This window comes from Thioclava sp. FR2, assembly GCF_051200875.1.
Lineage (GTDB): Bacteria > Pseudomonadota > Alphaproteobacteria > Rhodobacterales > Rhodobacteraceae > Pseudotabrizicola.
Map to the genome: position 1 here is coordinate 1,524,177 of NZ_CP195191.1, position 26,053 is coordinate 1,550,229.

25 protein-coding genes, 1 tRNA gene and 1 pseudogene are annotated in these 26,053 nt (G+C 57.8%); 11 read left to right on the forward strand and 16 right to left on the reverse strand.

What is annotated here, in order from left to right:
* Nucleotides 1-101: 101 nt before the first annotated feature.
* Nucleotides 102-275: a DUF3553 domain-containing protein gene (locus ACSBLW_RS07305; RefSeq protein WP_435260065.1), complete on the reverse strand. Its 174-nt coding sequence runs from the start codon at nt 273-275 to the stop codon at nt 102-104.
* Nucleotides 276-305: 30 nt separating this feature from the next.
* Between ACSBLW_RS07305 and ACSBLW_RS07310 the strand changes: the two genes are divergently transcribed.
* Nucleotides 306-905, forward strand: a complete 600-nt coding sequence (locus ACSBLW_RS07310) for a histidine phosphotransferase family protein (protein ID WP_435259561.1) — start codon at nt 306-308, stop codon at nt 903-905.
* Nucleotides 906-1,009: 104 nt separating this feature from the next.
* On the opposite strand, the gene ACSBLW_RS07315 is transcribed toward ACSBLW_RS07310, so the two are convergent.
* From ACSBLW_RS07315 to ACSBLW_RS07360, 10 genes are all read right to left on the reverse strand, one after another.
* Nucleotides 1,010-2,266: a glutamate-5-semialdehyde dehydrogenase gene (locus ACSBLW_RS07315; protein ID WP_435259562.1), complete on the reverse strand. Its 1,257-nt coding sequence runs from the start codon at nt 2,264-2,266 to the stop codon at nt 1,010-1,012.
* A gap of 66 nt (nt 2,267-2,332) precedes the next feature.
* Nucleotides 2,333-3,448, reverse strand: a complete 1,116-nt coding sequence (gene proB / locus ACSBLW_RS07320; protein ID WP_435260066.1) for a glutamate 5-kinase — start codon at nt 3,446-3,448, stop codon at nt 2,333-2,335.
* On the reverse strand, nt 3,448-4,470 hold the full coding sequence (gene obgE, locus ACSBLW_RS07325) for a GTPase ObgE (RefSeq protein ID WP_435259563.1): 1,023 nt from the start codon (nt 4,468-4,470) through the stop codon (nt 3,448-3,450). The genes proB and obgE overlap by 1 nt, the downstream gene beginning before the upstream one ends.
* Nucleotides 4,471-4,626: 156 nt before the next feature.
* Nucleotides 4,627-5,190: a GNAT family N-acetyltransferase gene (locus tag ACSBLW_RS07330; RefSeq protein ID WP_435259564.1), complete on the reverse strand. Its 564-nt coding sequence runs from the start codon at nt 5,188-5,190 to the stop codon at nt 4,627-4,629.
* A gap of 221 nt (nt 5,191-5,411) precedes the next feature.
* Nucleotides 5,412-5,681, reverse strand: a complete 270-nt coding sequence (gene rpmA, locus ACSBLW_RS07335) for a 50S ribosomal protein L27 (protein WP_435259565.1) — start codon at nt 5,679-5,681, stop codon at nt 5,412-5,414.
* Nucleotides 5,682-5,694: 13 nt separating this feature from the next.
* Nucleotides 5,695-6,138: a 50S ribosomal protein L21 gene (gene rplU, locus ACSBLW_RS07340; RefSeq protein ID WP_435259566.1), complete on the reverse strand. Its 444-nt coding sequence runs from the start codon at nt 6,136-6,138 to the stop codon at nt 5,695-5,697.
* A 215-nt stretch (nt 6,139-6,353) separates the two neighbouring features.
* Nucleotides 6,354-6,860: a helix-turn-helix transcriptional regulator gene (locus ACSBLW_RS07345; protein WP_435259567.1), complete on the reverse strand. Its 507-nt coding sequence runs from the start codon at nt 6,858-6,860 to the stop codon at nt 6,354-6,356.
* A gap of 21 nt (nt 6,861-6,881) precedes the next feature.
* Nucleotides 6,882-7,301 carry a hypothetical protein gene (locus tag ACSBLW_RS07350; protein ID WP_435259568.1) on the reverse strand — a complete coding sequence of 140 codons (420 nt, stop codon included), beginning with the start codon at nt 7,299-7,301 and terminating at the stop codon, nt 6,882-6,884.
* Nucleotides 7,302-7,441: 140 nt separating this feature from the next.
* Nucleotides 7,442-7,966, reverse strand: coding sequence for a hypothetical protein (locus tag ACSBLW_RS07355; RefSeq protein ID WP_435259569.1), 525 nt, complete (start codon nt 7,964-7,966; stop codon nt 7,442-7,444).
* A 596-nt stretch (nt 7,967-8,562) separates the two neighbouring features.
* Entirely contained in the window at nt 8,563-11,862 is a 3,300-nt protein-coding gene (locus ACSBLW_RS07360) for a tetratricopeptide repeat protein (protein WP_435259570.1), read from the reverse strand.
* Nucleotides 11,863-12,369: 507 nt separating this feature from the next.
* Here ACSBLW_RS07360 and ACSBLW_RS07365 point away from each other — a divergent pair.
* The gene (locus ACSBLW_RS07365; protein ID WP_435260067.1) at nt 12,370-13,677 is read left to right on the forward strand and encodes an MFS transporter; all 1,308 of its coding nucleotides are present in this window, start codon (nt 12,370-12,372) and stop codon (nt 13,675-13,677) included.
* Nucleotides 13,678-13,962: 285 nt separating this feature from the next.
* Here the strand turns inward: ACSBLW_RS07365 and ACSBLW_RS07370 are convergent, their stop codons facing one another.
* On the reverse strand, nt 13,963-14,640 hold the full coding sequence (locus tag ACSBLW_RS07370; RefSeq protein ID WP_435259571.1) for a LysR family transcriptional regulator: 678 nt from the start codon (nt 14,638-14,640) through the stop codon (nt 13,963-13,965).
* A 296-nt stretch (nt 14,641-14,936) separates the two neighbouring features.
* The gene (locus tag ACSBLW_RS07375; RefSeq protein ID WP_435259572.1) at nt 14,937-15,257 is read right to left on the reverse strand and encodes a hypothetical protein; all 321 of its coding nucleotides are present in this window, start codon (nt 15,255-15,257) and stop codon (nt 14,937-14,939) included.
* Nucleotides 15,258-15,273: 16 nt separating this feature from the next.
* On the opposite strand from ACSBLW_RS07375, the gene ACSBLW_RS07380 reads away from it, so the two are divergent.
* Both ACSBLW_RS07380 and ACSBLW_RS07385 read left to right on the forward strand, forming a co-directional pair.
* The gene (locus tag ACSBLW_RS07380) at nt 15,274-15,582 is read left to right on the forward strand and encodes a cyclophilin-like fold protein (RefSeq protein WP_435259573.1); all 309 of its coding nucleotides are present in this window, start codon (nt 15,274-15,276) and stop codon (nt 15,580-15,582) included.
* A gap of 91 nt (nt 15,583-15,673) precedes the next feature.
* A pseudogene (locus ACSBLW_RS07385) lies at nt 15,674-16,351 on the forward strand (SDR family oxidoreductase); the annotation flags it as partial.
* A 226-nt stretch (nt 16,352-16,577) separates the two neighbouring features.
* Here ACSBLW_RS07385 and ACSBLW_RS07390 read toward each other — a convergent pair.
* The 3 genes from ACSBLW_RS07390 to ACSBLW_RS07400 all read right to left on the reverse strand — a co-directional run bounded on the left by ACSBLW_RS07390 (nt 16,578) and on the right by ACSBLW_RS07400 (nt 19,364).
* On the reverse strand, nt 16,578-18,329 hold the full coding sequence (locus ACSBLW_RS07390; RefSeq protein WP_435259574.1) for an ATP-binding protein: 1,752 nt from the start codon (nt 18,327-18,329) through the stop codon (nt 16,578-16,580).
* A gap of 13 nt (nt 18,330-18,342) precedes the next feature.
* Nucleotides 18,343-18,885, reverse strand: coding sequence for a heme NO-binding domain-containing protein (locus tag ACSBLW_RS07395; protein WP_435259575.1), 543 nt, complete (start codon nt 18,883-18,885; stop codon nt 18,343-18,345).
* Nucleotides 18,886-19,274: 389 nt separating this feature from the next.
* Nucleotides 19,275-19,364, reverse strand: a tRNA-Ser gene (locus tag ACSBLW_RS07400).
* A gap of 244 nt (nt 19,365-19,608) precedes the next feature.
* Here ACSBLW_RS07400 and ACSBLW_RS07405 point away from each other — a divergent pair.
* From ACSBLW_RS07405 to ACSBLW_RS07435, 7 genes are read left to right on the forward strand one after another with little or no spacing between them, the layout of a single operon-like run.
* Complete coding sequence (locus ACSBLW_RS07405; protein WP_435259576.1) at nt 19,609-20,463, forward strand: SPOR domain-containing protein; 855 nt, start codon at nt 19,609-19,611, stop codon at nt 20,461-20,463.
* Between the two features lie 16 nt (nt 20,464-20,479).
* Complete coding sequence (locus tag ACSBLW_RS07410) at nt 20,480-21,634, forward strand: D-alanyl-D-alanine carboxypeptidase family protein (protein ID WP_435259577.1); 1,155 nt, start codon at nt 20,480-20,482, stop codon at nt 21,632-21,634.
* 13 nt (nt 21,635-21,647) lie between these two features.
* Nucleotides 21,648-22,256: a dTMP kinase gene (gene tmk, locus ACSBLW_RS07415; protein WP_435259578.1), complete on the forward strand. Its 609-nt coding sequence runs from the start codon at nt 21,648-21,650 to the stop codon at nt 22,254-22,256.
* The gene (locus ACSBLW_RS07420) at nt 22,256-23,392 is read left to right on the forward strand and encodes a DNA polymerase III subunit delta' (protein ID WP_435259579.1); all 1,137 of its coding nucleotides are present in this window, start codon (nt 22,256-22,258) and stop codon (nt 23,390-23,392) included. Before tmk ends, ACSBLW_RS07420 begins: the two co-directional genes overlap by 1 nt.
* A gap of 4 nt (nt 23,393-23,396) precedes the next feature.
* A complete protein-coding gene (locus ACSBLW_RS07425) occupies nt 23,397-24,227 on the forward strand; it encodes a TatD family hydrolase (protein WP_435259580.1) in 831 nt (276 codons plus the stop codon).
* The gene (locus tag ACSBLW_RS07430; RefSeq protein WP_435259581.1) at nt 24,227-25,039 is read left to right on the forward strand and encodes an MBL fold metallo-hydrolase; all 813 of its coding nucleotides are present in this window, start codon (nt 24,227-24,229) and stop codon (nt 25,037-25,039) included. Before ACSBLW_RS07425 ends, ACSBLW_RS07430 begins: the two co-directional genes overlap by 1 nt.
* On the forward strand, nt 25,036-25,974 hold the full coding sequence (locus tag ACSBLW_RS07435; RefSeq protein ID WP_435259582.1) for an AEC family transporter: 939 nt from the start codon (nt 25,036-25,038) through the stop codon (nt 25,972-25,974). The genes ACSBLW_RS07430 and ACSBLW_RS07435 overlap by 4 nt, the downstream gene beginning before the upstream one ends.
* Nucleotides 25,975-26,053: the final 79 nt, after the last annotated feature.

A 26,053-nucleotide genomic window follows, 5' to 3' on the forward strand; every position in this document is an offset into this window, starting at 1 on the left:
GTTAACGACCAATTAATGAAATGTGGAAATAAGAGGTAGCGAAAACCAAAGCAACCGGCACCAGGGGCATCCAACTTGCCGATCGACTGCGAAAGACTGCGTTATTGGCCGAAGACAGGTGTCAGTTCCACATGACGTGCGTCGATCACGACTTTTCCCGCATGTTCGAAATTGACCGTCACACGCCCGCCAATGTTCGATTGAACTTGGCCAAGGCCCCAATCCGGCTGGCCCGGATGGCGCACCATCATGCCCGGTTCTAACAGTGCATTCATCATTCACATGTTCCTAACTTCAGGTGGCCAATGATTGACAAACCCGACCTGACCGCCCTGTTGGGCTCTCGCATTTGTCATGACCTTATCAGCCCGATTGGCGCCATCGGCAATGGGGTAGAACTGCTGATGATGGATGGATCGGGTGAGCGTGCGGAACTTGCGCTGATTTCAGACAGTGTTTTGAATGCAAACGCCCGGATCAGGTTCTTTCGCATGGCCTTCGGTTCTGCGGGGTCATCTGAACAGCAGGTTGCCCGGACAGAATGTATCTCGATCCTTTCAGACCTGACCCGAGGCACGCGACTAAAGATTTCATGGCTAAGTCTGAACAACATTCCACGGCGCGAAGCGAAACTGATATTTCTGATAGTGATGTGTTTTGAGACAGCCTTGCCTCATGGCGGGACCATCGAAATCGAACGCGGCGATACGCGCTGGTTGCTTAATGCCTCGGGATTGAAGCTGAAAATTGACGCCGATCTTTGGGAATTACTGTCGAACCCAAATGCGCGCCCCGAGCTTACGCCGTCGACTGTTCACTTTGCCTTGTTGCGCGAAGAGCTTACCCGCCAGCATCGACGCCTGACCGTAGATATTCGCGACCCGGAACTGCGTTTGTCTTTCTGACCACGCGCGAGCCCAAGGGGCGCCCCCCGGGAGCTTTGACCACCAAGATCATAGGGAAGGACACGGCCTTTCATAAGCTCACGCGACCTTCCCCCAAGCGCCCTTTAGCGGCAGGTGCCGTCCCCGGTGACCAAATATTTGAAGCTGGTCAATTGCTCTGCTCCGACTGGCCCGCGGGCGTGCATTTTCCCAGTCGCAATACCGATCTCGGCCCCCATGCCAAATTCACCGCCATCGGCAAATTGGGTCGAGGCATTTCGCATCAAGATCGCGCTGTCGAGACGCTCAAAGAACCGTGCGGCAGTAGCGTCATTCTCGGTCAATATCGCTTCGGTATGGTTGGAACCATAACGGCGGATATGTGCGATCGCCTCATCTACGCCATCAACCAGTTTTGCTGCGATGATCATATCAAGGAATTCCCGTCCGAAATCATCGGGCGCGGCCTTGACGGTGCCGGGAACTTTCAAAAGCTCCCCTTCGGTCCGGACCTCGACCCCTGCCTTCACAAGATCCTCAATCAGAACTGCGCCGTGCTTGGTATAAAACTGCCAGTCGATCAGCAGGCATTCCGCCGAGCCGCAGATTCCCGTCCGTCGCGTTTTAGCGTTCAGGACCACCCGCCGTGCCTTTTCCAGATCAGCGTCACGATCCGCGTAAACATGGCAGATGCCTTCGAGATGGGCGAAGACAGGCACGCGCGCTTCTTTCTGCACAAGGCCGACGAGCCCCTTGCCGCCACGCGGGACAATGACGTCTATGAATTGGGTTGCACGCAGCATTTCCGCCACCATCTCGCGGTCGCGGGTGGGGATCAGTTGGATCGCCGCTTCGGGAAGGCCGGCACCTCGCAGGCCTTCAACCATGCAATCATGGATCACCTTCGAAGAGTGAAAACTTTCGCTACCACCGCGCAGGATTACGGCATTTCCGGCTTTCAGGCACAAAGCACCGGCATCGGCCGTAACATTGGGACGCGATTCGTAGATTACGCCGACCACACCAAGGGGCGTTGACACACGTTGGATGTGCAGGCCATTGGGGCGATCCCATTCCGCGAGAACGCGCCCCACCGGATCCGGTTGCTCGGCAATCGCACGCAGCCCATCGACGATGGAGCGGATCCGCCCCTCGTCAAGCCGAAGCCGATCCATCATCGCTGCGGACAGGCCCTTTTCAGCGCCATAGGCCAGATCGAGCGTGTTTTCGTCCATGATCTCTTGACGGCGCCGCCAAACCGCTTCCGCTGCACCGATCAAAGCCGCGTGCTTACGATCGGCGCTGACAAATGCCAGTTCCGCAGTAGCGGCGCGTGCCTTTGCTCCGATCTCGCCCATCAAGTCGGAAAAGGAACCGTCCATCTCCTGCCCCTTTCATCAGTTCTCAATTTCCCGGGGCCCCGGAGGCAAAGCCCCCGTCGGTTCCGGTCAAATCACCATGTCATCTCGGTGGACCAGCGCTGCGCGGCCCTGATAGCCCAGAATGCCCGCGATATCGCTGGAACGATGCCCAGCGATGGCTCGCGCCTCATCAGAGGTATAGCGCACCAGCCCCTTGCCCAGAACCACGCCTTGCGGCGACAGGATCGCCACGGGTTCGCCGCGGCCAAAAACCCCGGAGACCTTGGTCACCCCTGCAGGTAGAAGGCTTTTCCCGGCCTTCAGCGCCGTAACAGCGCCAGCGTCCAGCATGATTTCCCCCCGAGGCTTCATCGCATTTATCCAACGCTTTCGCGCCAGATGTGGGTCGCCATGCGCCACGAACCATGTCCGGTTCGCCCCATTGGCCAGTGCCGTCAGCGGGCGCAGGACCGAACCTTCCATGATGGCCATCGCACAGCCACCCGCCACTGCTGTCTTGGCAGCCAGCAGCTTTGTCTTCATTCCGCCCTTCGACAGACCGGAAATCGGGTCACCTGCCATAGCCTCGATCTCGGGCGTGATGGTTTCGACAAGATCAAACCTTTGTGCTGTCGGATCTTCTTTGGGATTGGCCGAATAAAAGCCATCCACATCCGACAGGAGTATCAATTGGTCGGCGCCAACCGTGACGGCAATCTGCGCGGCCAGACGGTCGTTATCGCCGAACCGGATTTCATCCGTGGCGACGGTATCATTCTCATTGACAATTGGAACCACGCCAAGGCCCAGCAGAGTTTCCATGGTGGCGCGGCTGTTCAGATAGCGGCGGCGATCTTCGGTATCTTCCAGCGTCACAAGCACCTGTGCGGTGGTGATCCCGTGTGGGGCAAGGACCTCTTCATAGGCACGCGCCAGGCGTATCTGCCCCACCGCTGCCGCGGCTTGGGACTGTTCCAAGGTCAGCGGCCCTTCGGGCAACCCAAGGACCTTGCGCCCCAAAGCGATAGAGCCAGACGAGACCAGAACCACATCGGCGCCGCGCACCTTTGCCTCAGCCACATCCATGGCCAAGGCAGAAAGCCAGCCCTGTTTCAGACCTGCCTTGCGGTCGACCAGCAGAGCAGAGCCAATCTTGATTACCAACCGCTTTGCAGCCCGGATGTCGGGCGCAACGAATGACATCATGGCTGCCACGGTCCGCTCTCCTCTTCCGGCTCCTGCTCTTGAATAATGCCGTAGATTGCCCGGAGAACATCCTGAATGCCTTTGCCGGACACCCCGGAAATCACATGGACCGGCCCGCCACTTGCTTTTTCCAAAGCACGGCGACGGTCACTGACTTGCTTGGCGTCCATCGCATCGACTTTGTTCATGGCCAGAATGCGAGGCTTGTCGCCCAACTCCTCGTCATAGGCTTCAAGTTCGGTAACGATGGTGCGGTAATCCTTGGTGATGGTCGAAGAAGTTCCATCGACCAGATGCAGCAAGACTTTGCAGCGCTCGACATGCGCAAGGAATTGGGTGCCAAGGCCCCTGCCCTCGCTTGCGCCCTCGATCAGGCCCGGGATGTCGGCCATCACAAATTCCTTGCCGTCCACGCCCACGACCCCAAGGTTCGGGATCAGGGTGGTAAAGGGATAATCGGCGATCTTAGGGCGGGCGTTCGACACAGCCGCCAGAAAGGTTGACTTGCCCGCATTTGGCAGACCGACAAGGCCTGCATCGGCGATCAGTTTCAGGCGAAGCCAAATGGTTCGCTCAACGCCTTCTTGACCAGGGTTTGCCCGAGCGGGTGCACGATTGGTTGATGTCTTGAACCGCAGGTTACCCCAGCCGCCATTGCCTCCCTGGGCCAGCAAGACACGCTGACCGACCTCGGTCAGGTCGGCAATCACGGTTTCTTCGTCTTCGTCGATGATCTCGGTGCCAACAGGCACGCGCAAAACGATATCGTCGCCCGATTTTCCGGTTTTCTGGTTGCCCATACCGGGCTGGCCGGACTTCGCGAAAAAGTGCTGCTGATACCGAAAATCAATGAGCGTATTCAGCCCTTCTACAGCCTCGGCATAGACCGATCCGCCGTTGCCACCGTCACCACCGTCGGGGCCGCCAAACTCGATGAACTTCTCGCGACGGAACGAGGCGCAGCCAGCGCCACCGCCGCCGGAGCGGATATAGACTTTGGCGAGGTCGAGGAATTTCATGGCTACGGGCTTTCGGCTGGGATGCGGCGGGCAGTAATGCCTTCCGCGATACAGGAATGACGATCAGACCTCAAGCGAGGCCCGGAAAGAAGACGACCGCCCGAGGGGGGCGGTCGCTTGAGTTTGATCTGACTGGCGAGCGGGGGCGACCGGCCCTTAGCCCAGCTTAGCGATGTAGGTCCAGGTTGGAACCTGCGCCCCACGCGCGACAGAATAGGTTTCGGCATCTCCCAAATATTGGAAACCCGCATTGGTCAGGACACGCGCCGACATCGGGTTATCCTGAAACACCTCGGCAAAGACCGTTTTGTTCTTTTGTGGATTGGCCGCAATCAAGGCACGCACCGCGTCTGAGGCAATTCCAAGGTTCCAAAATGCCGGAGCAACCCAATAGCCGACTTCTGACTGATCGCGATTGTACTTCTCGACATCCATCCGCTTGAGAGAAATGACGCCAAGCACCTCTGGCAAGCCAGAGAGCGTTCCGTCCATGACCCAGATTTCTTCGCTTCCACCCTTTGCCATAGCGCGAGTCACAAAAGCCTCCGCAGCGCCCGGCGGCAAGGGGTGGGGAATAGAGCGCGTGGCCTCAGCCACCCGGCGGTCACCGGCATAAAGCGAAAATAGACCCGCATCAGATTTGCGAACCGGACGCAAAACAAAACGCCCGGCGGGAATTTGCCCCTCCATCGCCGCTGCGGCAATCATATCAATTGTCATGGCTTCCCTCCTTCGAAGCGCATGAAGGGCCTACCCGGCCCGACGCACTAAAAAACCTGACTTCCCCCATTCTCCATCCCAGATGGGGGCTTGCCGACTTCCTGCCAAGTAAATAAGGCAGAACCATGAACACTCTATAATCCGGACCCTTCGGCCCAAATGACTTGGGGACCGGCTTTTCAGCCGATCCCCCTGTTACGTCTCACCTGTAACGGTTCGGCTTACTCGGCAGCCTCCGCAACCGGGAGGACCGAAATGAAGGTGCGGCCTTTAAGGCCCTTGCGGAACGTGACGGTACCTTCGGCAGTTGCGAAGATGGTGTGGTCACGGCCCATTCCAACACCTTCACCCGGGAACCAGGTGGTGCCGCGCTGACGCACGATGATGTTGCCCGGAATGGCGGCCTGGCCACCATAGAGCTTTACGCCAAGACGACGGCCCGCAGAGTCGCGACCGTTGCGGGAGGAACCGCCTGCCTTTTTATGTGCCATGGGGTGTTACTCCTTATGCTTCAGCAGCGGCTTTTTTGGCGCGCTTCGGTTTCGCCGGTGCTTCCTCGGCCTTGGCGGCACCAGGAGCTTCGTGAGCAGCAACGCGAGCAGCGGCGGTGCCGACAGCAGCCTTGACGCCCGACTTGTCAGCGCCCTTTTCCAGCACTTCGGTCACGCGGACCAGCGTCAGTTGCTGGCGGTGGCCTTTGGTGCGCTGCGAGCTGTGCTTGCGGCGACGCTTGACGTAGTGAATGGTCTTTTCACCCTTGATCTGGTCGATGACTTCGGCCTGAACAGCCGCGCCTGCAACCAGAGGTGCACCAACCGTGGTGCCAACCATCAGGATGTCGTTGAACTGGATCTTATCACCGGCAACGGCATCAAGCTTTTCAACGCGCAGAACGTCACCCGCCTGCACCTTGTACTGCTTGCCACCGGTCTTGAGGACCGCAAACATGGGTCTTTCCTTTTCCATCTCCGCGCCCTGCGGCCCCTGATTTCTCAGGCGTTTTGGGGTATTCCCGCCTTCGGGCAGCGCGCTCTTTTCAGAGCCGTCATTGCAAAACTAGAACCCGGCCAAGATTCGCATCTTTGCCGGGATGCGGGCTTATCAAAGAAAATGCAGGCAAAGTCAAGCGAGCGATGGGGCTTTTTGCAGCCAAAACCGCTGGCCTATCTGCTTTCGCGGTCGATACCATCCACGAGGTCTTCGATAAAGAGACTAAGCAATTGAGGCCGGCCACTTACGCCAGCCTTTCGGTAAATTGCGGCCGTCTGCGATTTGATCGTGCCCTCGGTCGTGTCGCGGAGTTGCGCCATTTCTTGGATCGACAGCCCCTTGATTGCAAATAGGGCGACGTCTCGTTCTGCGGCCGTAAGGCCCCAACCTTCAAAACGCGCATTCAACATGTCTGAAAACGCCTCGGACGCCCGCTCCAACCGGTGTTCCGCACTTTTCAAATCTCGAAGTGTTCTGACCATAAGGAATGTCCCAAGCAATAATCCCAAAAGCAGCGCCAAGGCCGCTCCCGTTTCCATAAGTTCACGCGTGCTCCACGCCGGCGGCTGGCTGTACAGCGACAATCGAGACGATAGGAGATCGCCAATGAACACGAAGGTGCCCAAAGCCTGTAATCCGAGAAGACCGGCAAAAGTCAGAGTTCTTCCCGCCTTGGTCACCCGCGCTCCTGCGAAAATTTCTTAATCATCTGTACCTTCAATAACTTCCGGAGAGGTCAAAAGTGGAACTTCCCCTTCATCGCCTACTCCGCCCGAAACACCAAATCCGGTATCACCATCCGAGCCCAATTCCGTTTCTTCAGTCGGAAGCTCCGCAACATCCGATCCGTAACTTCTACCGTCAGAATTCGCGATGGCGATTGGGCGGGTTTGATCGCGCAAGACCTCGCCCGTATTTGGATTGATAATGATTTCACGTTCCATTCCGTCCAAAGTAGCCACGATCCGGAGCCTGCCCCAGAAAGTGTAGCCAATCTCGCGGACAGAGAAGCCTCCCGCCTGAAGTGCGGCGGTAAAGCGTTTTTCCAAAGACGCATCCCGGGCCAATGCGGGCAAGGAAAGCCCGAAGACCAAGAAGACAGTTAAGAGTAAGCGGATCATGGCAGTTCCCGATCGCACGCTAGAACCAAGTTGGAACAGATCGTCCTTTGCATGGGGCGGCACAGAGAAATATTCTGTGCCGCCCGGTGTTACACTGACTTCCAGGGGCTGGGAAGCCGTCACTCGTACTCAACAAACGGTTAGTCAGCGAAGGCAGCAAAGCAAACAGAACGGCGGGCATTTGCCTTGGTACTGCAATCCACAACTTCTGATGCCGCCTGACCGTCATTTCCATCGGCCATCAGGATCACCAGTGCCGCCACTACTTCAGGAGCAACCGCGACTTGTCCCGGCTCTGCTCCGGAAAAGTCACGGCAGGCAGCGCAGTCGTCAGCGCCTTGGTCGATGGGAGGATCGACGAGTTCGACGCTTTCTCCGGCCTCCGGAAACTCTGCATCCGGGGGAAAGACGACAAAAATGGGCTCATCGCCGTCTTCGCCATCTTCAATTTCGCCGCCAGAGCCGCTTTCCTCCAGCTCCGAGATTTGACTTCCGTCATCGCGTATGACGATCGAAAATCCATCACCGTCGCCGTAATCGACAAAACCCCCGTCGAATATCTCGACAGATGTCGTTTCATCAAGTTCTTGCGCCTGCAGTCCCTGCACCGAAAACGCAACCACAGCAGCCGCCGATAGGAAAGCTGTGTGCACATGAAGCTTCATACTGGTCTCCAAATACCGTCACCAAACACATCGGTGACCGGCGCCTTCTTGGTCTGACGGATTCAGCAAGTCTATTCTGCTGAGGTTGATAAAGCGGTGCCCCAACCTTTGTCAGAGACAGATCAACTTAGGTTGAACCATTTTTAATTGTTTATAATCAATTATATAAACGGAACCGTCATTTTCACGCGAAGCTGCACCTTTGGTAGGAACTCGGTTTTCCGACCAAACAAATGATCATGTTTGGCCTGAGAGCGCGCTTGAAATTTGTGGCCGGTGACCAGAGACGATGGGCCTAAAATCCTTGATGGACAGAAGGCTCGGCTTTTGCCTTCTTTGGACAAATGACCTTTTGTTCCAATCTCAAGCGTTGACAGTTCAGGCGGTCCCCTCGCTGCAAAGAAACATCAGGTCGAACCCTACTACATCCTTCGATACCAGACACCGCCAAGGCGCTCCATTAGCCTCAATGAAAAACAAGGAGCGGACTGTCCAACTGTCGGACACAGAGGAAGCAACGAGGATTTCTGAATGCGCGTGATTTGATTTGCCCAACGACTGCGCCAGAGCTTTTTCCGACACGCATGCTTAGATCTTCAAGACTTTTTAGAACTCAAATTCAGAGCTTCGGGGCGAGAACCCCGCAAAAGCTTGTCTGCCTGATCGGCTAGTTCTGATCCTGCCCCAACGGCAGCACCCGAGGCATTCCAGTATTTTGTCGTGCGCTTATAGGGCAGCGGGACGTGTATCTGCACCCAAGTCCCAAGATCATGCCTGCGTTTCAGGGTGATGTCGTGCGGACCTTCATGTTCACTCAGATACCAAGCCACCGCGCGCGTCAAAAGTCCCGGCCCAGTCTTGACCCAAGTGTTGTCATTGTGGCGTTCCAACAAAGCGACCTTCGCGGCATGTGCCGCCCAAACGATCGCAGGATGCAGGGCGGGCGCAAAAATGATGTTATTTCCAATGGCTCCCTCCTGTTCAACGAAAACCGTCAACCCTTGGGTCTGCTGCATTTCAAAGGCGAGATTTCCGCTCAGCCGGTCATCACTGTCGACATAAAGGCCGCCTTCGATCATTAAGTAGGCCAGCCGGAAATAGTCACTTTCTTCTGCTGGCGAACGGGCCGCCCGCAAGGCCGCCCGCCACTCATCGCCAAGAGTGTTTGCCAGCCAATCCAAGGCCTTGCGTCTGTCAAAGCGGCTGTAGGACACAGCCGGCGCCCCTTCCCATGCTTTCATCAGATTGGCGATGTCCTCGGGTGGCTCGGCCTTGTCCCAATACTGCATCACCTTGAAGGGAACAGGTGTTTTCTTGACGGCTCGAAAAGCTGCGCCCGACTTCATCCAGTGGGCAATCACAGCACCGGCTTTCGGCACCATCGTTTTGTGATCCGCCCCACTCCCCTCACGTTCTGCAAGGTTCAAGTCGACCATTACCGTCCCGTCAAGCTCGGGCCCATAATGCGAAGCCACCTTCAAGGGAACGCCAGCACGGACGCGACCGTAAAGCGCCTCAGCTTCTTTGGTTTCACCACGCCGCAAGTGATAGCGCAACAGATCCTGATCCATCTGGAACCGGAAAGTGCCAGGATCCAGCGTTTTGGCCAACTCAACCCCTGCACTCCCATCGTCGACTTTTAGAAGGGCACGCGCCGCAGCGACCCTGAAATCCAATCGACCGATATCCGTTCGGGAAACGACTCGCCTCAACTCTTCGGTTCGTCCAAGCCAGAAAAGGCAGTCGAGATGCAGAACGAAAAGCTGAAGGTGCCAAGGCCAGCGCCGTCTCGCATATTGAGTGTAGCGCAAGGCACTCTTGGTGCGACCTGCACGCATCAACATCTGGGCCAACACAAGAACCTGCGATGGCGTTTTCGGCACCACCCGTCGATCCCGAGACAGGATGGCCCCTTCTGCACCATCCATCAATTCTGCAAAGCCGAGCTGAAAGACAAATTGGTCTTGGGCCAGTAGCTTTCCCTTCAAGACCTGCGCGATCTTTTCGATCTCCGGATACCCAATTCTAAAGAGGCGTTTCAGCATTTCCTCGCAAATGGTCAGCATCAATTTTGGCCGCGCCATCAGATCAGCAAGTAAAGGTGAGAACCTTGCCCCCAACCCAATCTGGTCGGCCGTTCGATAAACCACCCAAAGGGTAAGCGGGGACAAAATTGGTGCTGCAGCAAGCAACGACGCCGTAGCGGACTTTAAAAGCCGTGCGGCAACTTCCGGGCCGAGATGCGGGACTATCTTGGCTAGCGCTTCAATCTCGCCTTGCGTCAGGGCATTGCTGTCTGTCGCTTGCGCAAGATGTTCAGCCAGCTTTGCGCCAAGTTTTTCAATGGCTGTGTGGTCTTTGATAGAAACGAGTGTCTCGATCCGCGCAAAGATCGCGGCGCGATGCCCCGGTCGCAGACTGAGCGTTTCTTCAATCAGCTCCAGCGTGCGCTCGTCGCTTCCGATCTGCCGATAGCATCGGCCCAGTTCATCACGCAAACTCGGATTATCAGGAGCATCAACAAGTTTGGGTTCCAACACCTTGACGGCTTCTGCTGAGCGACCAAAGCTCCGAAGAATAGCGGCATATTTGATAAGGAAAGGCAGATGGTCAGGTGCAAGTTCAAGTGCAGCTTCAGCGGCCTCTAGTGCATGGTCCAAATGGCCGAGAGCCAACAGTGAATCAATTTGTGTGAGGCGCGCCGGCAAATGCATCGGATGTGCTTCAAGCGTTTCAAGCGCCAAGGCGAGGCTTTGATCTGTCTCTCCCGAGAGCCTCAGGCAGATGGCTAGCTCGTCGCGGAGCGCCAAATGTTTCGGAGAAAGCGCCAATTCCTCCTCGATAATCGGTACTGCTTCGTCCGGCCTTCCCAAGGATCTCAAAATCGTCGCATGCCGAATGATGAAGGGAAGATGTTTGGGCAAAGTTCGGCGGGCTGCCTGCACCTGCGCCAAGGCTTCATCGACGCGACCTAATGGGATCAAAGTGTCGATCCTGCTTGTGAGCGCGGGAATGTAGGCGGGGCGGCGGGCGAGCGTTTCCTCCGCCATTCTCAAGCTTCGCTCTGCCTCACCAGACTGGCGCCAACAAAAGGCTAGTTCGTCACTCAATCCCAAATGATCGGGTTGCTCTGTCAAAAAAGGCAGGAGGATTTCCACACCATCCTTGCCTCTGCCAAGAATGCGCAAGACCGAAGCGTGCTTGATGGCAAGCGCCAAGTGCCGCGGAGCATCCTGACGCGCCGCGGTAATCGTTTCCAACGCATCGCCGCCGCGCCCCAAACTGATCATTGCGTCCACGCAGGCGAGAACCGTTGGAATGTGTTGAGGACGCTTCGCCAGACTACACTGAGCGATGTCCAACGAACGTTGCGGATAGCCGCCCAATCTGAGCGCAATGCAAAGTTCGTCCTCAATCGCTTGGTTCTCCGGATGCTGCATGTGCGCAGCTTCAAGCAGAGCCACCGCATCTGCCGCACGTCCGGCAACTCGTAGCGCACTTGCGGTCTTAAGCAGGAATGGCAGGTAGCCGGGGTCATTGTCGCGGGCCTCCTGGGCGACATGCAAAGCTTCCGTGGCGCGACCGAGCGCGACCAATGCATCCGTTTTCGCTAGGATGGCAGCGCGATGGCGTGGGTGGACAGTAAGTGTTTGGTCGATCACTTCCAAACTAAGATCTGCCTTCCCGGCAAGCCGTAGGCAAACCGCATATTCATCACGCAGACCTAGATCGTTCGGATGTAACTTCAGTCGTTGCTCTAGCAACGTAATTGCCTCGGCAGTTCGGCCCAAAGCGCGTAAAGCCACAGATTGTTTGACCGAATACGGCAGATAGTCGGGAGTTTTGCTCAGGGCGGCGTTCAAAACGTCTAAGGCCTCTGCGCCCTTCCCCTGCATGATAAGCTTATGGCTCGCGTCAAGAAGGTCTTTCGCGTCTCTCGGAGCACAAGATTCTGAAGCCATTTCTTAGAGTAACCTGAGATTTATCTGAAAGGGTCGCTGGAAAGTAGCATCACGCCTGCCTCAAATTAATCGAGACGAAACATTTTGCCTCTCTAACAAACGGCGCAAGGCGATAACACGTCAACAAAGCGGATGTCGTCAAGATCATCGGCAATGCCAAGCCAATATGGCCAAACGATTTGGGCCTTCTGCCATATATACGGGAAACAGGCACCTCGGAAAAACTGGCTTAGATTTAAAGAACCCGGCTTGTCATCGGCGACTGCCGTGCTTTGGGATCCAACATCCCAAAGGCCATTCTTATTTGGGTTGTGGCTTTTGCCTTTGACCTTACCACGACCTGCCCTTGCTTCGCGGCGCGTACCAAGTGTACGAAACTCAAATGGCTTCCGCTTCCATTAAGCCGATGATCCTTTCATGGCAGAATGCCGCCAGGACAGCATGCTCACCATTCTTGCCAACCGCACCTACCGCCACCTTTTCGCCGCTCAAGTGATTGCCCTTGTTGGCACCGGGCTGGCCACGGTTGCGCTTGGATTATTGGCTTGGCAGATAGCGGGGGATGAAGCGGGGCGGGTTTTGGGCACGGCTTTGGCGATCAAAATGATGGCCTATGTCGTGCTGGCCCCGATTGCATCGGCCTTCGCCACCACAGTGCCAAGACGGATGATGCTTGTCGCGCTGGACTTAATGCGTGCAGCCGTCGCGCTTGCCCTGCCGTTCGTCAGCGAGGTCTGGCACGTCTATTTTCTCATCTTTTTGCTGCAGGCAGCCTCGGCGGGGTTCACCCCGACCTTTCAAGCGACAATCCCCGACGTCTTGCCGAACGAGGCGGACTATACCCGCGCCCTGTCGCTTTCTCGGCTGGCTTATGACCTCGAAAGCCTGCTTTCGCCGATGTTGGCAGCCGCGCTGCTGACGATAGTCACCTTTCAGGACCTTTTCGTCGGAACGGTGATTGGCTTTCTTGTCTCCGCCCTCTTGGTCATGACAGTTGCCCTCCCCGCTCCCAAACTCACCGCAGTCGGCGGAATATGGAACCGCACCACCCGTGGAATCCGGCTGTACTTAGCGACACCACGATTGCGTGGCCTCTTGACGCTGAATCTCAGCGTCGCGGCGGCGGGAGCAATGGTGATCGTGAACACTGTGGTCTTTGTCAAAGGCCGCTTTGGCCTTGGTGAAACCGAGGTGGCCCTTGCGCTTGCAGCATTCGGCGGCGGGTCGATGGTCGCAGCTTTGTTGCTTCCGCGACTGCTCGACAGCTTGGCTGACCGCCCCCCCATGCTGGCCGGCGTGATGATCCTCACTGTGGGATTGGCGATTGGCCCTTTTGTCGGGTCGCTGGTGGAATTGATGGCGCTGTGGCTCATGATTGGGTTTGGCTACAGCCTGACCCAAACACCAACCGGACGCCTGTTGCGAAAATCAGCGAATGCTGAAGCAAGGCCCGCACTCTTTGCCGCTCAATTTGCGTTAAGCCACGCCTGCTGGTTGGTCACCTATCCACTCGCCGGACTGGTCGGTGCACGTTTCGGGCTAGAAACGACGTTTCTGGTACTGGCCGCACTCGCAGCGACAGGGCTTTTCCTTGCAATTCGTTTCTGGCCGGACGACGCGCTCAGCATGGTTTCCCATAGCCATGACGACTTGCCCTCTGATCACCCTCATCTTCGGGAACATGGTCCAAATCATTGCCATGAAATGATCTATGACGACCTGCACAGGCACATGAACAGCCGCCGCTGACGACAGCCGCAGCAAATGCTCAGGCTGGCATGCAGTCGAAAAACTTGCCCGCGAATGACTATGAAACATTGTGCCGCAGCGCATTCACGACGGCCTTGAAGGCCGGCAGGTTTTGGTGCTGGCTGGGATAGTAGATATGTTAGCCGTCGAACAGTGGCGACCAGTCATCCAGCAACAGGATCAGCGCGCCACTTTCTAGATGGGCTACAACAGTGTCTTAGGGCACATAGGCTATGCCTACGCCGTCCAGCGCTGCGGCCACCATCGTCGCATCGTCGTTTAGCGTCAGCCGCCCATCGACACGCACACGCAACTCTTTGCCATCTTTCTCGAATTCCCAAGGCTAAAGTGCACCCGCTGTCGCCAACCGACGGTTGATACAGTCGTGGGCAAGCAAATCTTGCGGAGTCTGAGGTCGCCCACGAAGGGAAAGATAAGAAGGAGAGGCCACCGCAACAACCGCCAATCGGGCCCAACGCGCAGCGCAATCATGTCGTGTTCTACGCTCTCACCCAACCTAATGCCGGCATCAAACCCTTCTTCAACTATATCGCGAAACCCCGCATTGACGTTAAGCTCCAACCGAATATCGGGGAACTCTCGCAGGACCGGGAGTAAGTTAGGCCAGACAAGGTGCGTCAGCGCATGATGTGATAGCGTGATACGCACCGATCCTGCGGGCTTGTCTCGCAACTCCATCAGGGCTGCAATTTCTTCCTCGATTTCGCTGACCCGTGGCGCCAAAGCACGGATCAGTCGCTCGCCTGCCTCGGTCGTCGAGACCGAGCGGGTCGTACGCGCCAACAGCCTTATGCCCATTCGGGTTTCCAGCCGTTTGATGCGGTGGCTAAGCGTTGACTGCACAACGCCAAGCTTTGCCGCTGCTCGGGTAAAATTGCCCTCTTCAGCAACGGCAAGAAACCAAATCAGATCGTTGAAATCAGTTTTTGTCACAATCGTCATTCATGGCCCTGGCCGATAAGTTCTAGCGATATCCGGTATCTAAAAAATAAATATGCCAGTGCGATATAACAACGACAACAACTCGAAACGCAGAGGCTAGCCATGAAAATTACACGCGCTGGAACCACTCCTTCCATGAGTGGGCCGAATGACTGGTTTACGGGCATCGTTCGCATCGACCGGCTTTTTCCAGGCTGATCAGCCCGGTTGCGCGGCCGGTGCTGCCGTTACGTTTAAATCCGGCGCCAGGACCGCTTGGACTACTCATCCTGCAGGGCACAAAACTGATTGCTACCTCAGGAAAGGGGCGCGTGCAGCGTGAAGGCGGCGCTGTTGAAGAAATCTTTCCGGGCGATGTGGTCTGGTTCCCTGCCAATAAAAGACACTGACATGGCGCGGCACCTGATGTCGCCATGACCCACATCGCTATTCAAGAGGCGGTTGATGGGGTGGTCGTCACTTGGATGGAGCATGTGAGCAATGCCGAATACCTCGGCTAAAAGTTCACTTTTCAGCCGACGCAGCTTTCTCCTTGCATCGGCCTGTGCGCCCCTCGCCGGGATCGCAAAGGCAACCACTTCAGAGTCGCCGATGCAATTGATCTGCCGATTTGCCAATCAGGACTTCACAGTGGTGCTGAACGACAGCCCTGCCTCGCTTGATTTGACCAGTCTCTTGCCACTGGATCTGACAGTTGAAGACCACGCGAATAACGAAAAGATGGCCTATCTGCCGCGCAAGCTGACCGATGCAGTCGCGATATCATACTCAGACACGGCAATCGGCGATGTCTGCACTTACACACCTTGGGACAACCTCGTCTTTTTCTACGCACCCTACCGCTTTTCACCCGGGTTGATCCGCTTGGGCCGGATCATGGGCGGCATAGAGCCGCTTCTGATCCGAGGGTCATTTCCGCTCAGCGTGACGCAAGTCAGCTAAGCTCTCTAAACTCGCTAAGGATATCAATATGAAAGACAAAGTAATCATCATCACCGGTGCTTCATCGGGGATCGGGTAAGCCACCGCACGTTATCATGCTGCGAAGGGCGCAAAACTTGTTTTGGGCGCACGTCGCGAATACCGACATAAGGCGCTGGCAGACGAGATCATCGCAGCAGGAGGTGAAGCTGTCTGGCAGGTCCTGGATGTCACCCTGCGGGCTGACAACGACGCCATTGTGAAACTGGCAAAGGACCGTTTCGGCAAAGTCGACGTGATCTTCCTCAACGCAGGGATCATGCCCAGTTTGCCACTTTCGGCGATGAAGACCGATGACTGGCATGAGATGGTCGACATCAACATCAAGGGCGTGCTGAACGGTGTGGCCGAAGTTCTGCCAGAGTTCATCGCACAGAAATCCGGCCACGTCATTGCCACCTCATCGGTTGCGGGACTCAAAGCCTATCCTGCGGCTGCAGTCTATGGCGGCACCAAGTTTTTTGTTCGTGACTTCATGGAAATTCTGCGCATGGTGTCCGCGATGGAGGGCACAAATATCCGAACCGCAACGATTTATCCTGCAGCCATCAACACCGCGCTTTTGAACACGATCAGCGAACCGGGCACCGCTGCAGGCATGGCGGCTCTTTACAAGCAGGTCGGCATCACGCCCGAGCGGATTTCGAATGTCGTGGCCTTCGCCATCGAACAGCTCGCTGACACCAATGTCAGCGAACTTACTGTCGGACCTACCGCTCAGGCTTGGTAAGCCTGATTGCGGCGAAGCAAAAACCTTCGCCGCATTCAAATTCCGGCGGAACAGTAATAGCGACTGTATCTACCAGCTCGCAGAAACCGACTTGCCTGTCTGCCCAATGGCTGCATCGAGAGATCAGGACGGATGGGCTTTGAAGGGCTCTATTCGACCCTGACCGGATATCTCCGGCTGATCTGTCCGGTGGCGCGTCGTCCCGCCGGGACGGCCGAGGTGGGGATCAGCGGTTCAACGCGGCGTCGATCACGCCGAGGCTTTTCCTGAATTCGGCCACGGCCCCGGCCACCGATCCGTCGTCGGCACCGAGGTCGCCGAATTCGATCCGGCGGCCGAGCTCCACCAGATCGGTGAAGCCCAGAAGCAGCGCCGATCCGCGCAGAGCATGAGCCTGTTCCCGCACCTCGCGGGCGTTGCCGTCCCGGTCGGCCGCCGACAGCTTTTCAAGTCGCTCGCCGCAGTCTTTCACGAAATCGCGGACATATTCGGCAACGCGTTCAGCGCCCACGAAGCTTAGTAGCTCTGTCCGCGCCTCGGGCGACATCAGATCAAGCACTGTTGCGCCGGCCGCTGCCGGCTCGTCCGTTGCCGCCACGGCCCGCGGCACGCCACCGTCCCTGTCGGGCTGCGCAGCGTCCGGAAGGACGGCCAAGGAGATAGCGGTCTTCAACTCCTCGAAGGGGATCGGTTTCGACAGGATGCGGTCGATCCCGGCAGACCGGGCCTCGGTCTCAATGGCGTCCGCCACATGCGCGGTCAACGCGAAGATCGGCGGCAGCCTCTCGCCTGACCACCTTTCACGGATGCGCCGCGTCGCCTCAAGCCCGTCCATCTCAGGCATCGCTATATCCATCAGGACAAGGTCATATTTGCCCGGCGCGAACTTATCTAGCGCAATGCGCCCGTTTTCGGCCAAATCGGGCTTAAGACCCATGCGGTCGGCATAGGTCAGCAGAAGCTTTTGGTTGATGACGTTGTCCTCGGCGATCAACACACGCAGGCCCTCGATCGCGACCGGCGCAAGACGGTCGGCCTCGTTTCCGCCATCGCGGCCGGACGCATGCGCATTGGTAACAACCGCCACCGGGATCTCGAACCAGAAGGTCGACCCCTCGCCAAAGGTACTTTCGACCGAGATCGTTCCGCCAATCCCGTTGACGATACGCTTGCTGATGGCCAGCCCCAACCCAGTGCCCTGCGCCGCCGCAGTCAGCGGGTTGGCGATCTGGCTAAAGTCCTTGAACAGGTTATTGATCTGGCATTCGTCGATGCCGACTCCAAAGTCCTCGACCTCGACCCGCAACAGCGCTCCCTTGGCATGGTCCGTCGCACTGGCGCGCACGATGATCGGACCGTCCGTCGAGTAACGCAGAGCGTTGTTCACGAGGTTCGAGATGACCTGGCGGATCCGGGTAGCGTCGCCCAGAAACAGCTTGGGCACGCTGTCGTCGATGCGGCAGATGATCTTGCGGTCCGCCCCGTGTTGATTGGACGCGATCAGGATACGGATGCTTTCGATCAGCGCGCGAATATCGACGTTTTCCTGTTCGAACAGGAAGACGCCAGCCTCCATCTTCGAGAAGTCCAGAACGTCGTTCACGATACGGCTAAGGCCGGTGCCCGCGGCCTTGGCGTAGTTCAGCAGTTCCAGCTTACCGGGGTCGGCCTCGTCCATCGACAGCAGGTCGATCATACCCAAAAGCCCGCCCAGCGGCGTGCGGATCTCGTGGCTCATCGTCGCGATGAATCGGCTGCGTGCGGTCGATGCGGCCTCGGCCACCTCAAGTGCGTGACGAAGATCGGCCGTGCGCTCCTCGACGGCCTTCTCCAGCTTGGCGGACTGTTGGGCCAACTCCTGATTGGCTAGAAACAGTTCGCGACTTTTCTTTTCCAGCAAGGCCTCGGCCTCGGAGCGGGCGTTGCATTCCCGTTCGTAGCGGCGGCGCGAGACGCGATCATCTAGATTTTCGGGCATCTTTGTCACGCTGCTAGGCCCTCAGGGCAATGTCAAAGGTGGTCGCGTTGGCTTGCGACGGATGGGGCGCGCGGTGGATATCGGCGTCTTCTCCAAAATGCACCAGACAAGCTTCGATCAGCCCCAGGCAGAACGCCTCAAGCGGCCGGGGCGAGGAATAGATCATCATCATCCGGTCTTCCCCGACCCGCTCGGTGTCGAAGCGCGGCAGTTCGGCGTCGGGATACAGCTTCTTCACCTCAACATGGATTTCGCGATCGACGGATTCGAGAAGCGCGAAGGCAGTCGTCTTGTCCTTGAAGAATTCAGGATAGCTCTTGACGAAGACCGCCAACATCCAGTGGCCAAACTTAACTTGCAGCGCCTCGGGGCTGAGGCCGGAATGCTCGCTGAAAGCGACCACGATCTTGACCAGCTCCGAGCAGGGATAGTTCCCCACGGCGGTATAGGCGCCGCCGGTCTCAAGATCAGCCTTGTCGAGCACATTGTCGACCGCGTCTTCGCCGAAGACGTCTTCGGCCATCTTGATCAGCTCAACGAAGACGATACCCTTCACGTCCGATCCTCCTTTTGCGCCCGGGCGTACAACAAGTCATGCCCGGCGGATCACCCCAACCGCGAAGCCCTTCCATGTATAGTGCAAGCGATATATGGAACAAGCCTCACGTCGCGCTATGGCACGGAAAATCGGGATGGCGCGCCTATCCTAAAGGTCAGGAGCGGGTCAGGTTCGCGATTAGGGTCCGGGCTTCTTGATGATCTGCGTGCAGAGGGATTCAGGCCTCGCAAGGAGACTGACTTATGCGCGACTTGTTCTGGCTATGACCCAAGAAACTGTCCTGACTCTAAGCGGTATCTCTGGCTTCAGTTGGATCTACAATTGCTTTCACAAAGGCTGCATATGAAGCAATAATTAACTCAAGCCGGAACGTTAAACCAGAAATGTGGCGGATGGGGTGGGATTCGAACCCACGGTACGGTTCCCCGCACGCTAGTTTTCAAGACTAGAGCCTTAAACCACTCGGCCACCCATCCCGCTGGCACCGCTTAGACTGAGAAATTCGAGATTTCAAGCAGATCAAGCGGGTCACTTTCAAGTTTGCGTGTCGATCCTTGCCGATCGGGTGCTCTGGTCTTTCCACCCGGGCCTTGCATGGGTATGCTAGCCGCGCAAATCAGTCGGGTCACGCTGGTCATTTCGATCTGTGGCCTTGCGAAAGCAGGATCGGGCAGAAACGGAACAAGGGCGGGAAGAACCTGCCCTGATCGGGGGCAAGGAATGAAACGGGCACAGATCAGGACCACTTTCCTGATGACAGCAACGGCACTGGCTTTGACCGCCTGCGTGGGCGGCGAAAATCCTTTTGCCAAGAAAGACGCCGCGGATACGGGCGAGGCTCCGACACAGACATCTACGCGTCTGGTAGACCGTGACACCGAAGCACCGGAGATTTTCCAGACGACCGACACGGCACTTTGGGATGGCCGACCCTCGCTTGGGGGCGTCTGGGTCGCCTCCCCCGAGGCCAAGGACCCGGAGCGTGTGATCATTCGCAACAAGGCGAATGGAAAATTTGTCATCGGCGCCCTGTTCCGGCGCGAGACGATGAACCCTGGCCCGAAACTTCAGATTTCGTCAGACACCGCGGCGGCGCTTGGCATTCTGGCCGGGCAGCCGACAGAGGTCAACGTGACCGCGTTGCGCCGCGAAGAGGCCCCGGTAGAGACCGATGCCACAAAACCGATCCTCGATTCCTCCGAGACGGTTGAAACGGCAAGTCTTGATCCAATAGCCGGTGCCGCCGCAGCAATTGACCGGGCAGATGGAAAGACGACGCCCGCGCCGGCCACCCCCGCCCCGGCAGCTGCTCCCGCAGCCCCTGCAGCACCACCCAAGCCAGCAGCCCCGGTCGCATCTACCGGTGGCCGCAGCATCCAAATCGGCATCTTCTCGGTTGAAAGCAACGCCCAAAGAGCCGTTGACACGCTGAAGAAAGCAGGACTTCCGGCGGACATCCGGCGTGAAGAAACCAAAGGCAAAGTGCTGTGGTCTGTTACATCGCGTGGCGATGCCGCTGCTTTGACCAAGGTCAAGGGGCTTGGCTTCCCCGACGCATACTTCCTGAAACGCTAAACCGCCCGGAGGTCAAATGTCGATCCGCCTGCGTTCCGTTCTCGCCCTGCTCCTGATCCTCGTGGCCGGCATGGCCCAAGCTTTCGAGACGCGGGCAACGGCGGCTTGGGTCTATGACGTCACCACCCGTACGGTGTTGATGGACAAGAACTCTGATACGCCGCTGCCTCCGGCAAGCATGTCAAAGTTGATGACCGTAAACATGCTGTTTGAAGCGCTGCGCGATGGCCGGGTCACGATGGACACGACCTTCGCCGTTTCAGCGCGCGCAAAGGCCATGGGCGGTTCGACCATGTTCCTTCAGGAAAGCGATCGCCCCACAGTCAGCGAACTTCTGCGAGGAATGATCGTAAACTCTGGCAACGATGCCTGTGTCGCCGTGGCTGAAGGTCTGGCCGGGACAGAGGAGGCGTTTGCCCAGCAAATGACGCAGCGGGCCATGGCCTTGGGCATGAAAAATTCGGTCTTTGCAAATTCAAGCGGTTGGCCTGATCCCGATCATCGGATGTCGATGCGCGATCTTGGCATTCTGGCCAACCGGCTGATCACGGAATTTCCAGAATACTACCCGATCTTTTCCGAAACGACCTTCAACTATAAAGATCGTGCACCTGCCAATGCCAACAACCGTAACCCCCTTTTGGCCTTGGGCGTTGGTGCGGATGGTTTGAAGACAGGACACACTTCAGAAGCGGGATACGGCCTTGTCGGATCCGCCAAACAGGGCGACCGGCGTGTGATCTTTGTCATCACTGGCCTTGCCTCGGAAAAAGACCGCGCCGAAGAAGCCGAACGCATTGTCAGCTGGGCTTTCCGGCAATTCGCGGAAAAGACCTTGGTGAAGGCTGGAACCCGCGTGGCCGAGGCTGAGGTCTGGATGGGCGCGGCTGACCGTGTCGGCTTGGTTCCGGCGGCAGATGTTCGTCTTCTTGTGCCTGCCCTTGTGCAAGAGGGAACCTCGGCCGAAGTGAACTACACCGGTCCGCTCAAGGCGCCAGTGAAGGCTGGTGATCAGATTGGCGAATTGATCATTCATGTCCCGGATTTGCCGGATGCCCGCGTGCCTTTGGTGGCCGAAAACGATGTCGCGCCCGGCGGCTTTGTCAAACGTGTCACCACAGCAGCGCAAAAACTGATCGCGGAATATCTTGGCGCGCCTGCCGCCTCCTGATAGGCCCTAGCGCATGACAGGGCGTTTTATAAGCTTTGAAGGAATTGATGGGTCGGGAAAATCGACCCAAGCGCGGCGTTTAGCCGAAACCCTTCGTGCGCGAGGAGAAACCGTTATCCTGACGCGCGAACCGGGCGGCAGCGAGGGGGCCGAACAAATCCGCCGCCTTGTGCTGGAAGGCAAGACGGACCGCTGGTCGGCGGAAACCGAGATCCTTCTGTTTACGGCCGCACGGCGCGATCATCTGGAAAAGACGATACGACCTGCACTTGAACGGGGTGAAACCGTAATCACCGATCGCTTCGCGGATTCGACCCGCATCTTTCAGGGCATCACGCGCGGCGATCTGACAGAAACCGTCGACCGCCTGCATCAACTGATGATCGGCGTAGAACCAGACCTCACGATCCTTGTGGACTTGGACCCAGCCGAAGGCCTGCGGCGTGCAACGGCACGGGCGGGTACAGAAATGCGGTTCGAGGACATGGGGCTGGCCTTCCAGGAAAAAGCCCGCGCAGGGTTCTTGCGCCTTGCCGAGCAGCACAGCCGTTTCCGCGTGATTGACGGGGCCCGCAGTCCCGATGCTGTTGCGGTTGACATTCTGTCCGCGGTGACCGGCTGATGGCAGCCGAAGACCTTCCCGAACCAGACCGCATCGAAGGGGCGCCGCATCCACGCGAAACGCGGCATGTCTTTGGTCATGCAATCGCCGAACAGGAATTCCTGCGCGCCTTTACATCCGGCCGGCTGCATCATGGCTGGCTGATCACCGGACCAAAGGGTGTCGGCAAGGCAACACTTGCATGGCGCATCGCACGGTTTCTTTTGACTGCCCATGATGACAGCGATGGAGGCGGGCTTTTCGGTGCCCCCCCGCCGCCAGAAACGCTGGACAGCGACCCCGAGCATCCCGTGATCCGCCGCTTGGCACAATTGGCGGAACCGCGACTATTCCTTTTGCGGCGTGGCGCGAATGACAAGGAAACGGCCCTGTCTGCCGATATTCGCGTCGATGAAGTCCGCAAGATGAAAAGCTTTTTCGCGCTTTCCGCCGCGGATGGGGGACGCAGGGTGGCAATTATCGACGCCGCCGATGAAATGAACACGGGCGCAGCCAATGCTCTGCTGAAGCTTTTGGAAGAGCCGCCCGCCAACGTGACCTTCCTTGTGATCGCCCATCAACCACATCGCCTTTTGCCAACCATCCGGTCGCGCTGCCGGGAACTGCGCCTTGCGCCCTTGGCTGCCGATCCCTTGGCGCAGGCCTTGGACCAAGCAGGCGGGGCTGTTGAGCCCGATCAGACTCAGGCCCTTGCCGAATTGGCAGGTGGGTCGGTCGGTGAAGCGTTTCGTCTGACAAATCTGGATGGCCTGAAAACCTATGCGGCTTTGATTGCCCTCTTTAGCTCCCTTCCCCGGATGGATCGCGGCCGTGCCCTTCAACTGGCGGAATTAGGAGCCGGAAAAGGGCAGGAAGAACGCTTTGACCTGATCGTGACCTTGATGGACCTCTTTTTGGCCCGGCTTTCCCGCGCCGGGGTAACGCGGCAACTTCCGCCGGAGGCCGCCCCGGGCGAAGGAGAGCTCTTTGCGAAACTTGCCCCGCATGCCGATGCTGCCCGCGCTTGGGCCGATCTGGCGCAACGGCTTTCCCTCAGGGCACGCCGGGGCAAGGCCGTCAACCTTGACCCTGCCGCGCTTCTGATGGATAGCTTCCTGAAAATTGATGAGACGGCGGGTTCCCTCGCCATAAGGTGAGCAGATGTCCGCAAAGCCCCTGATCCCGCCGACAAATCCACCCGAGATCGTCGACAGCCATTGCCATCTGGATTTCCCTGATTTCAACGGCGAACTGCCCGACATCATCGCGCGGGCAAAATCCATGGGCGTGGCGCGCATGGTCACGATCTGCACAAGGATCGTGAATTTGCCCAAGGTGCAGGCCATTTCTGCGGCTTACCCAGAGGTCTTCTACGCCGCGGGCATTCACCCGATGAGTGTGACCGAACAGCCGCTGGTATCTGTCGCCGATCTGGTTGAATTCGCCAAAGACCCACGCATGGTAGGCATCGGCGAAACGGGCCTAGATTATCACTACACGCCAGAGTCGAAGGGAATTCAGCAAGAAAGCCTTCGCACCCATATTGAGGCCGCCCAGGAAACTGGCCTGCCGTTGATTATTCATGCCCGCGATGCTGATGAGGATATGGCGGCAATCCTGACCGAAGGGTTTCGGGCAAGGCCCTACTACTGCGTTATGCATTGCTTCTCCTCCGGACCGGCATTGGCCAAGGCCGCGCTGGATCTTGGGTTCTATCTGTCGATGTCTGGAATTGCCGCCTTTCCGAAAAGCCAGGAATTGCGCGATATTTTCTCGGCCGCGCCCGTCGACCGAATACTGCTAGAGACAGACAGCCCCTACCTTGCGCCGCCGCCCTATCGCGGCAAACGCAATGAACCGGCCTATACCTATTTCACCGCCAAGGTTGGCGCCGAGGTCTTCGGATTAAGCGAAGACGCCTTCGCCGCCCAGACAACCGCGAATTTTGACCGCCTGTTCACCCGGGCGGCGCGAAAAGCAAAGGCTGCCTGATGGACAAGCTGCGCTTCACCATTCTCGGCTGCGGCTCCTCGGGCGGGGTCCCGCGCCTTGGTGGCGAAGGCATCGGTGCCGATTGGGGCGCCTGCGATCCGTCTAACCCCAAGAACCGCCGTCGCCGCTGCTCGTTGCTGGTGGAGCGGCTGTCTGCAGACGGGGCGACGCGCGTTCTGATCGACACCACGCCCGACATGCACGCGCAACTTCTGGATGCGGGCGTCGGCGTACTCGACGGCGTCGTCTATACCCATTCCCATGCCGACCACACGCACGGCATCGACGACTTGCGCCAAGTGGTGTTCAATATCCGCCGCCGCCTGCCAGTCTGGGCCGATGGGCCAACGCAAGAAGCGCTGCTTGCGCGGTTCTCTTATGCCTTTGTCCAGCCATCGGAATCGCCCTATCCGCCGATCCTCGATCTCCATACGATCGACGGTCCAGTGCAAGTTGCGGGCAAAGGTGGCGCCATCGAGCTTGTGCCCTTCCTTTGCGACCACGGCTCGATGGATGCACTTGGATTCCGAATTGGCGGGTTGGCCTATCTGCCCGATGCGGTCGGCATCCCCGAAGAGCACTGGCCGCTGCTCTCAAATTTGCAGGTCTTTGTCGTCGATGCCCTTCGCCGCAAACCGCACCCGACCCATGCCCATCTGGCAATGACGCTGGATTGGATCGCTCGTGCCAAACCCCAGCGTGCCGTCCTGACCAACATGCACAACGATCTGGATTTCGCGGAACTGGAGGCGGAACTCCCGCACCATATCCGCCCCGCCCATGATGGCATGGTGATTGAGCTTCCCGCATGAGCGCGCTGTTTGACGTCATCATGCCGGTCTTTCTGGTGATCGGCTTTGGCTATGTCATGGCGCGGCAAGGGCTGTTCAACGACAGCGCCGTTGATGGCGTCATGCGCTTTGCCCAGAATTTTGCGGTGCCTTTGCTTTTGTTCCGGTCCATCGCACAACTGGATCTTACCGCAGCCTATGACATGGGTCTGATGCTGTCGTTCTACATAGGGGCTCTATCGGGGTTCGCCTTCGGTTTCTTTGGTGCATGGACGGTGTTCAAACGCCCTCTGACCGACTCTGTCGCCATCGGGTTCGCCTGCCTCTTTTCCAATTCGCTGCTGCTTGGCCTGCCAATTACCGAACGTGCCTATGGAGCTGAGGCTCTGGCGGGGAATTATGCCATCATCTCGATCCATGCGCCCATGCTTTACGGCCTTGGGATCGCAATGATGGAATGGGCCAGATCCACGGGGCAAGGTTTGTCTGTAGCAGCCCTTGCCCGACAGATTGCGCGTGCGACCTTGTCTCAGCCACTGGTCATTGGCATCGCCTGCGGTTTTGTCCTCAACCTATCCCAACTGGAGCCACCCGGCTTCTTCTGGTCCGCCGTCGATCTTATGGCCCGCTCCGCCATTCCAGCCGCGCTTTTCGGTCTTGGTGGTGTCCTCTTCCGGTATCGCCCAGAAGGCGACAAAGCGACAATTGCCATGATTTGCGTGGCCAGCCTTATTCTGCATCCCGCGATCACATGGGTTCTGGGAACGCAGCTCTTTGCCAACGATACTGCTGCACTTCGATCCTCAGTCTTGACCGCCGCCATGGCACCCGGTGTGAACGCCTATATGTTCGCCCACCTTTACGGAGTTGCGAAACGGGTAAATGCGACGGCGGTTCTGGTCGCAACGGCGCTCTCTATGATCACAATCTGGGGTTGGCTCCATATCCTGCCGTAAGGCAGGCACCGTCGTTGTCCCAACGACGGTCCAAAATTCTTCGAAGAATTTTGGCCTTTGGCGCACCGTTCTGCCAAAT